The organism is Amycolatopsis sp. NPDC004625, from assembly GCF_040609695.1.
Lineage (GTDB): Bacteria > Actinomycetota > Actinomycetes > Mycobacteriales > Pseudonocardiaceae > Amycolatopsis.
Genome location: NZ_JBEXKX010000104.1, coordinates 1 through 8702 on the forward strand (window position 1 = coordinate 1; position 8702 = coordinate 8702).

Genomic DNA, 8702 nt, shown 5'->3' on the forward strand with positions numbered 1-8702 from the left:
CACCACAACTTCACCCCCCCCCTATTGTGTGCTGTGCGCGGGGGGTCGGGGGTTGTGTTGGGGGTGTTAAACCCCGCCTTACCACTCACGACGAGTGCGGGAGGACGCAGGCGGTGTCGAGGCCGAGGACGTGGTTGAGCCGTCCGAAGGCCAGCCACGCGCCGAGGCTCATCGACAGCTCGACGATCTCCTGCTGGCTGTAGGAAGCGGACATCCGCTTCCAGAACTCGTCGTCCAGGTTGTGGTGGTCGGTCGCGTACCGCTCGGCGTACTCCGCCGCCAGCCGCGTGCGCTCGTCGAAGAGCTCGGTGGTGCGCCACTCCGACACCGCGTCCGCGAACTCGGGCTCGACCTTGACGCCGTCGCGTTCGGTCCGCCAGTCCAGGCAGAAGACGCAGCCGTTGATCTGGGCGATCCGCAGCCGCGCGGCCTCGAACTCCCGCAGGCCCAGCGTCGTGTGCTCGTACACCGCCAGCGAGAACTTCGACGCGGCGATCCCGATGCCGGGCACCATCTCGCCCCAGACGTACCCGATCGGGTCCTTGCCCGCGGGGATGTCGATGTTCACGGACGGCTCCTTCCGAGCTTGCCGGCTGCCGGGCGCAGCGGGACGTCGAGTGCGTCGTAGAGACCGGGTTCGGCCGCGGCCAGCCAGTCGATCGCGCCGACGAGCCGTCCGACGGCGGTGGCGTTGCCGCCCGCCGACCGGTTCTCGCCTTCGTCGGTCGCCTCGACGGTGACTTCGATGCGCGGCCGGCCTTCGATGATCACGCGGTGCGCGCCGTCGCCGCTGGGCGGCGTGGGCCAGTCCGGCGCGCACGACGGGTGGATGCGGGTCACGTGCTCGATGACGATCCGCGGTTCGCCGTCGACGACGCCCTGCACCTCGAACCGCACCGCGCCCTGCGTGCCCTTTTCGAACTCGCCCATGGTCCGCGTGGTGACGGTTTCTTCGAGGGGACGCCGATCCAGCGTCTCCCGCAGTTCGGACACCTCGACGCCGAGGCCGCGCGCGATCAGCCGGACCTGCCCGCCCCAGACCATCGACGGCACGCCGGTCATCAGCATCGGCGGGGCGTAGTCCATCGGCTGGCCCATCCCGACCAGGTACCGGACGGAGTCGGGCTGCTCGTAGGTCGAGTAGTCGAAGATCTCCTGGCAGCGGACGACGTCGACGTCCGTGCCGAGCCCGCTGATCAGTAGCGGAAGCACGTCGTTGCCCCAGCCGGGGTCGACGCCGGAGACGAACAGCGAGCCGCCGCCGTCGGAGATCGCCGCGAGCACGGGATCCCGCAGCTCGGGGGGCGCGTTCCGCTGGTCGTAGAGGGGGTACAGGGCCGGCGTCACGACGATCGCGCCCGCCCGGACCGCCCGCACGATGTCGGCGAGCGCGTCGTCGAACCGGACGTCACCCGAAGCGGCGTACACGACCGCGCGGGGGCTCGCGGCCAGCACGGCGTCGATGTCGTCCGTCGCGGCGACACCCAGCTCGCCGACGCCGGCCAGCTCGCCGGCGTCCTTGCCGACCTTCGCCGGGTCGTGGACGAGCACCGCGGTGAGCTTCAGCGCCGGGTGGGCGTCGACGGCCCGGATTGCCGCACGGCCGACGTTGCCCGTGCCCCACACCACTGTGGCGATCATTCGCCCGAGTTTTCGCCGGTCGTCCCCCCGTCGACAGGAATTCGTTCCGGCCAGCGGACCGCGCGTCCGTTGGTAACATGCAGCAGCACCCGAACGTCGTATCGGAGGCCCGCGATGACGATCGACCCGAAGCCCCGCAGCCGCACGGTGACCGACGGCATCGAAGCCGCGCCCGCGCGCGGCATGCTCCGCGCCGTCGGGATGGGGGACGGCGACTGGCAGAAACCGATCATCGGCGTCGCCAGCTCGTGGAACGAGATCACGCCGTGCAACCTGTCCCTCGACCGGCTGGCCCAGGCGTCGAAGGAGGGCGTGCACGCGGCCGGCGGCTACCCGCTGCAGTTCGGCACCATCTCGGTGTCCGACGGCATCTCCATGGGCCACGACGGCATGCACTTCTCGCTGGTCTCCCGCGAGGTGATCGCCGACTCGGTCGAGACGGTGATGCAGGCCGAGCGGCTCGACGGCTCGATCCTGCTGGCCGGCTGCGACAAGTCGCTGCCGGGCATGCTGATGGCCGCCGCGCGCCTCGACCTCGCGTCGGTGTTCCTCTACGCGGGCACGATCGCCCCCGGCTGGGTGAAGCTCACCGACGGCACCGAGAAGGACGTCACGCTCATCGACGCCTTCGAGGCGGTCGGCGCGTGCCGGGCCGGACGCATGCAGAACGCCGACCTCGACCGCATCGAGCGCGCCATCTGCCCCGGTGAGGGCGCGTGCGGCGGGATGTACACCGCGAACACGATGGCGTCGGCGGCCGAAGCCATGGGGATGAGCATGCCGGGCTCGGCCGCGCCGCCGTCCGCGGACCGCCGCCGCGACCACTACGCGCACCTGTCCGGGGAAGCCGTCGTCGGGCTGCTCGAAAAGGGCATCACCGCACGCGACATCCTCACGCGCGAGGCGTTCGAGAACGCCATCACCGTCGTCATGGCCCTCGGCGGTTCGACCAACGCCGTGCTGCACCTGCTGGCCATCGCGCACGAGGCGAAGGTGCCGCTGACGCTCGACGACTTCAACCGCGTCGGCGACCGCGTCCCGCACCTGGGCGACCTGAAGCCGTTCGGCAAGTACGTCATGAACGACATCGACCGCCACGGCGGCATCCCGGTGCTGATGAAGGCCCTGCTGGATGAGGGCCTGATCCACGGCGACGCGCTGACCGTCACCGGCCGCACGGTGGCCGAGAACCTCGCCGAGCTGGACCCCGACCCGATCGACGGTGAAGTGCTGCGCGGCCTGGACAACCCGCTGCACCCGACCGGCGGGATCACCATCCTGCGCGGCTCGCTCGCCCCCGAAGGCGCGGTCGTGAAGTCGGCGGGCTTCGACACCGCCAACTTCGAGGGCCCGGCGCGGGTGTTCGAGCGCGAGCAGGAGGCCATGGCCGCGCTCACCGAGGGCCGCATCGAAGCGGGGGACGTCGTCGTCATCCGCTACGAAGGCCCGAAGGGCGGCCCGGGCATGCGCGAGATGCTGGCCATCACGGCGGCGATCAAGGGCGCCGGCCTGGGCAAGGACGTGCTGCTGCTGACCGACGGCCGGTTCTCGGGCGGCACCACCGGCCTGTGCATCGGCCACGTCGCTCCCGAGGCGGTCGACGGCGGGCCGATCGCGTTCGTCCGCACCGGCGACCGGATCGCCGTGGACATCAAGGCCCGCAGCATCGACCTGCTGGTCGACGCGGCCGAGCTGGCCCGGCGCCGGGAGGGCTGGGAGCCGCTGCCGAACAAGTTCCCGGAAGGGGTGCTCGGCAAGTACGTCAAGCTGGTCCGGTCGTCGTCCTACGGGGCCGTCACGAGCTGAGCGAGGGCACGCTTGTCCACCTTGCCCACGTCGGTGAGGGGCAGCGCGTCGACGAAGTCCACGGCGGCCGGGACGTAGTGCTCCTGGCCGAAGGTTTCCCGGGCGTGCGCCTGCAGGTCGCCCGCCGTGACGTCGCTGGTGGCGACGACGACCGCGTGCAGCCGGTCGCCGTGGCCGAAGACGGCCGCGCTCCGCACCGCCGGGTGCGTCTCCAGGGCGTGTTCGACGACGGTCGTGGGCACCTTCGTGCCGTGCTCGCCGACGACGGCGACGTCGTCCGCGCGGTCGAGCAGGTAGAGGTACCCCTCGTCGTCGAACCGGCCGAGGTCGCCGGTGCGCAGCCAGCCGGCGCCGATCTCCGGGCCGCCGCGGTAACCGTCCATCATGGACAGTCCGCGCACCTCGACCTCGCCGTCGGCGGTGAGGCGCGCCTCCATGCCCGGCACGATCCGGCCGACCGAGCCGAGCCGCTCCGGTCGGCCGATCAGCTCGGCGGCGGAGATGCTCGCGATCATCGGCGCCTCGGTGAGCCCGTAGCCCTGGCCGACGACCGGGCCGAAGACGTCGAGGGCCTGCGCGAGCCGGTGCGGCGGCAGCGGTGCGGCACCGAGGGAGAGCGAGCGGACGCTGCCGAGGTCGGTCGCCGGCCGTTTCGGGTGGTCCAGGACCGCGGCCAGCCGCGGTGGCGTCAGCGAAAGCGTGTCGATCCGGTGCGTCTCGATCGCGTCGAGGACGGCACCTGCGTCGAAACCGTCGTGGATGACCACGGTGTCCTGCCGCAGCAGCGCACCGAGCACGGTGGCGTTGCCGGTCATGTGCGTCATCGGCGCGACCAGCAGCGTGCGGCCCGGGCCGTCCGGTGACGGCGTGAAGATGTACGCCATGCCGTCGTAGATGCCGCTGTGGCGGATCAGCTTCGGGGTGCCGGTGGTGCCACCGGTGGGGAAGAGCAGGCGGACGGTCTCCGGCGGGTCCAGCGGCTCGGGCTCGCCGTCCAGGTCGTCGAGGGTGCGGACGTCGCCCGCGGGCCAGGCGTCCGGCCGGTCGGTGACCACCGTGGCGCCGCTCGCCGCGGCGAGCCGGTCCGCGTTCGGAGCGGAGGCGGGGACCATGAGCACGGTCGCGCCGCGCAGCAGGCCCGCGAGCTGGACGAGGACGGTTTCGGGCCGGTTGCGCAGGTCGACGGCGAGGGTCTCGACGTCGCCGAGGCCGCCGTGGAGGCGGCGCAGCCGGGCGCGGGCCTGGTGGTGGGTGGTGACGCCGTGGTGGACGAAGAGCGGGCGGTCACCACCGTCGTCGAGCGCGGCCAGGACCTTCGTCAGGAAGAAGCTCACGCCCGAGGACCGTACTCACTCCTGGTAGGAAAGCTTTTCCATTTCCTCGTCGAAGTCGAACCAGTCGCTCTCGCTGCCGGCCGGGACGACGTCGTAGGTCCGGTCGAGGAAGGCCGCGATCTCCTTCGCGGGCGCCTCGAGCACCGCGGCGCCGTCCGGGGAGGTCAGCTCCACGACGACCAGCGCGGGGTCGCCGGCGGGGCCGATCCGCACGTCGCCGTCGCCGCAGCGGGCGAGCAGGCCGTCGGCCAGCAGGTCGCGGCCGAAGAGCCACCGGACCGCGCTCGGGCCGGCGTGCAGCACCACGGCGACCGCGTACGGGTCGAGGGTGTCGTACTCCAGCTCGGCCGGCACCGGTCGCGGCCCGGCGCCGAAGGTGCGCAGGGCGAAGTCGATGCGGGCGCTGATCACGCTGTTCGGGTCGGTCATGGGACCGCCTTTGCTACTCGTCGGTTAACTTCGTCTGGTTCCAGGGATAACCCATAGTCAGGTCAACGCCCAGCGTTCCGAATAACTTTCACACTCTGGGGTGATCAAGAAGTGTCCGAGGTCACCGTCCGCGTGGCCGAACGGGCAACGACCTCACCCGTGGTGAGCGTTCGTCACCGCCTCTGAACCGAGTTTTCGGAGCCGTGCGGCCACCGGATGGGTCCCGGCGCCGGAGTTGCGCCTTCCGGGTGGGAACGGTCACCGCACACCAGTCCACGCCGCCGCCCGGCCGCGAACCCTCCCCGAGGGCCGGAGGACGTGGTGGGTGACCTGGAGGGTGCCGGGCATGGGTGAGCGTGGGTGGTTGCGGCTGCAACCGGACGAGGCGCCGGCGCTCGCGCCGAGCGCCGAAGAACTGCTCCGGCGGGTGGCGGCGGGCGACGAACCGGCGTTCGCGGCGCTGTACGACCTCGTCGCGGGCCCGGTGCTCGGCCTGGCGACGCGGGTGCTGCGCAGCCACGCGCAGGCCGAAGAAGTGGCGCAGGAGGTGCTGGTGGAGGTGTGGCGCAAGGCCGCGAGGTACGAGCCGGAGCGCGGGAGCGCGCTGTCGTGGGTGCTGACCATCACCCACCGGCGGGCGGTCGACCGCGTGCGTTCGCACCAGGCCGGCGTCGACCGCGAGGAGCGGGCCGGCCTGATGGACGTGCGGCGGCCGTTCGACGAGGTCACCGAGTCCACTTTGGCCGGTCTGGAGCAGCAGCGGGTCCGGCAGTGCCTGGCCGCGCTGACCGACCTGCAGCGCGAGTCGATCGTGCTGGCCTACTACAACGGCTACACCTATCCCGAGGTCGCCGAGGTGCTGCAGGTCGCGCCGGGGACCGTGAAGACCCGCATCCGGGACGGCCTGATCCGGCTGCGCGACTGCCTGGGGGTGGACCGGTGACCGCCGAACTGCACACGCTGACCGGGGCGTACGCCCTCGACGCCGTGTCCGATGTGGAGCGTGCCGAATTCGAGCGGCACCTCGGGGCGTGCGCCGCCTGCCGCCAGGAGGTGGCGGAACTGCGGGCGACCGGCGCGCGGCTCGCCGTGGCGGCCGCGGTGGACCCGCCGCCGTCGCTGAAGCTGCTGGTGCTCGCCGACGTGGCCCGCACCCGCCAGCTGCCGCCGAAGGTGCCGGTGGTCCGCCGGCTGAGCCGGGCCAAGACGTGGCAGCTGCGCGTCTCGCTCTTCGGCGCCGCCGCCGCGGCCGTGGCGGCGGTCGTCTTCGGCGTCACCACGACGCCGGCGCCGGTCGACTCGGTGCTCTCCGCGCCGGACGCGTCCGCGATCCAGGGCGTCGGGGAAGGGCACGCCACGCTGGTGGTTTCGCGCACCCGGCACCAGGCCGTGCTGCTGGCCTCGGCGATGCCCGCGCTCGACGCCGGGCACGTCTACCAGGTGTGGCTGATCGGCACCGGGGGCGCGCGGTCGGCCGGGCTGATGACGCCCGAGGCGTCGCAGCGGATGCTGGTGGCCGACCTCCCGTCCGACGTGGACCGGATCGGGATCACCGTCGAACCGGCCGGCGGCTCGGCCGGCCCGACGACCCCCGCCGTCACCAGGATTTCCCTTGCTTAGGCGCTGGCCGGCCGCCCTGCTGGGCGTCCTGGCGCTCGTGGCGGCGCTGGCGGCGGGCCACCTCGTCGCCGGGTTCGTCGGCGTCAACGCGTCGCCGTACCTGGCGGTCGGCAACGGCGCCATCGACCTGACACCGGTGGAGCTCAAGGACTTCGCGGTCCGCACCTTCGGCACGTACGACAAGCTCGTGCTGCTGTCCGGGATGGCCGTGGTGATGGTCCTCGTCGCGGCCGTCGCGGGACTGCTGTCGCGCCGCACACCGGTGCCGGGGCTGGTGGTGATCGCCGGGTTCGGCCTGGTCGGGCTTGTCGCGGTGTACGCGCGGCCCGACCTGGACGCGGTAGCGTTGCTCGCCCCGGCGGCGAGCCTGGTCGCCGGGGTGGCGACGTTCGCCTTCCTGCACCGGCTCGACATCGCCCCGGACACCTCGCGCCGGACGGTGCTGCTGGCGGGCGCCGGCGTGGTCGCCGGGGCCGGTGTCGCGGGCTTCGGCGGGCAGCTGCTCGCCGGGAGCCGGGACGCGACGGCGTCGCGTGAAGCGGTCGGGCGGCTCGTCCCGGCCCGGACCGCGCCGATGATCCCGGCCGACGCCGACTTCGCGAAGCTGGGCACGCCGACGTTCCTGACGCCCAACGACCGCTTCTACCGGGTGGACACCGCGTTGACCGTGCCCCAGGTGCGGACCGAGGACTGGAGCCTGCGGCTGCACGGCCTGGTCGAGCGCGAGGTCCGGTACCGCTACGGCGACATCCGGAACCGGCCGCTGGTCGAACGCACGATCACGATGACCTGCGTGTCCAACGAGGTCGGCGGCACCTACGTGTCCACCGCGAACTTCGTCGGCGTCGACCTGGCCGACCTGCTCGAAGAGGCCGGGGTCCGGCCCGGCGCCGAGCAGCTCTTCTCGTCCAGTGTGGACGGCTGGACGTCCGGCAGCCCGGTCGCCGCGGCGCTGGACCGCTCGCGCGGGGCGATGCTCGCCATCGGCATGAACGGCGAACCGCTGCCGATCGAGCACGGTTTCCCGGCCCGGCTGGTCATTCCCGGCCTGTACGGGTACGTGTCGGCCACGAAATGGGTCACCGACCTCGAAGTCACCACCTGGGGCGCACGGCAGGCGTACTGGCTGAAACGCGGCTGGGGGCGCGAGGCGCCGATCAAAACGGAATCGAGAATTGACACGCCGAAGGGTTTCGAAACCGTGCCCGCGGGGAAGGTGCGCGTCGCCGGGATCGCCTGGGCGCAGCACACCGGCGTCGACAGGGTCGAGGTGCGCATGGACAACGGTCCGTGGCGGGAAGCCATGCTGTCCCACGAAGTCAACGCGAACACCTGGCGCATGTGGTGGCTCGAGTTCGACGCCGCGCCCGGCGGGCACCAGGTCGTCTGCCGGGCGACCGACAAAAGCGGGTACACGCAGACCGAAATGCGCGCCGGAACCGTTCCCGACGGCGCCACCGGGTGGCACAGCATCGCGTTCACGACGCGGTGACCTGGATCACCCGAACGGGGGCCAATCCGTTTCACGGGTGGTTCCGAATACCGATCAAGAAGAAGTTCTCAGCCGCATATGGGAGTGATTTTCGTGACCAAGCTTCGTGTCGCCGGAATCGGCGTCGCCGCTGTCGCCGCCCTTTCGCTGACCGCGTGCAGCAGCAGCGACACCGCTTCGTCGGGCAGTTCCAGCAGCTCGATGGCGCCGTCGTCGTCGATGGCCGCGCCGTCGTCCAGCATGGCCTCCGGGACCGGCAACGGTGTGACCACCAACGCCGACGTGTTCGGCCCGGCCTGTTCGCAGCTGCCGCAGGGGTCCGCGCCCGGTTCGCTGGACTCGATGGGCCCGCAGCCGGTCGCCTCGGCGGCGTCGACGAA

The 8702-nt window shown here is 72.0% G+C and carries 8 protein-coding genes and 1 pseudogene; 5 read left to right on the forward strand and 4 right to left on the reverse strand.

Features of this window, described 5'->3' with window-relative positions; genetic code table 11:
• Window positions 1–85 precede the first annotated feature (85 nt).
• Window positions 86–568, reverse strand: coding sequence for a carboxymuconolactone decarboxylase family protein (locus tag ABZW17_RS46205; RefSeq protein ID WP_354829247.1), 483 nt, complete (start codon window positions 566–568; stop codon window positions 86–88).
• On the reverse strand, window positions 565–1641 hold the full coding sequence (locus tag ABZW17_RS46210) for a dihydrodipicolinate reductase (protein WP_354829250.1): 1077 nt from the start codon (window positions 1639–1641) through the stop codon (window positions 565–567). Before ABZW17_RS46210 ends, ABZW17_RS46205 begins: the two co-directional genes overlap by 4 nt.
• A 114-nt stretch (window positions 1642–1755) precedes the next feature.
• Between ABZW17_RS46210 and ilvD the strand changes: the two genes are divergently transcribed.
• Window positions 1756–3447 (forward strand): dihydroxy-acid dehydratase, encoded by a 1692-nt coding sequence (ilvD, locus tag ABZW17_RS46215; protein WP_354829253.1) that lies wholly within the window; start codon window positions 1756–1758, stop codon window positions 3445–3447.
• Here the strand turns inward: ilvD and ABZW17_RS46220 are convergent.
• Together ABZW17_RS46220 and ABZW17_RS46225 are read right to left on the reverse strand one after the other, a co-directional pair.
• Window positions 3426–4781, reverse strand: coding sequence for a fatty acid--CoA ligase family protein (locus ABZW17_RS46220; protein WP_354829256.1), 1356 nt, complete (start codon window positions 4779–4781; stop codon window positions 3426–3428). The genes ilvD and ABZW17_RS46220 overlap by 22 nt on opposite strands.
• Window positions 4782–4796: 15 nt before the next feature.
• Window positions 4797–5210, reverse strand: a complete 414-nt coding sequence (locus tag ABZW17_RS46225; RefSeq protein ID WP_354829258.1) for an SsgA family sporulation/cell division regulator — start codon at window positions 5208–5210, stop codon at window positions 4797–4799.
• A 346-nt stretch (window positions 5211–5556) separates the two neighbouring features.
• Between ABZW17_RS46225 and sigK the strand changes: the two genes are divergently transcribed.
• The 4 genes and pseudogenes from sigK to ABZW17_RS46245 all read left to right on the forward strand — a co-directional run.
• Window positions 5557–6153 carry an ECF RNA polymerase sigma factor SigK gene (gene sigK, locus ABZW17_RS46230; RefSeq protein WP_354829261.1) on the forward strand — a complete coding sequence of 199 codons (597 nt, stop codon included), beginning with the start codon at window positions 5557–5559 and terminating at the stop codon, window positions 6151–6153.
• Window positions 6150–6830 carry an anti-sigma factor gene (locus tag ABZW17_RS46235; RefSeq protein WP_354829264.1) on the forward strand — a complete coding sequence of 227 codons (681 nt, stop codon included), beginning with the start codon at window positions 6150–6152 and terminating at the stop codon, window positions 6828–6830. The genes sigK and ABZW17_RS46235 overlap by 4 nt, the downstream gene beginning before the upstream one ends.
• Window positions 6823–8322 (forward strand): molybdopterin-dependent oxidoreductase, encoded by a 1500-nt coding sequence (locus tag ABZW17_RS46240; RefSeq protein ID WP_354829266.1) that lies wholly within the window; start codon window positions 6823–6825, stop codon window positions 8320–8322. The genes ABZW17_RS46235 and ABZW17_RS46240 overlap by 8 nt, the downstream gene beginning before the upstream one ends.
• Before the next feature lie 93 nt (window positions 8323–8415).
• Window positions 8416–8702: pseudogene (locus ABZW17_RS46245) on the forward strand (fasciclin domain-containing protein); the annotation flags it as partial.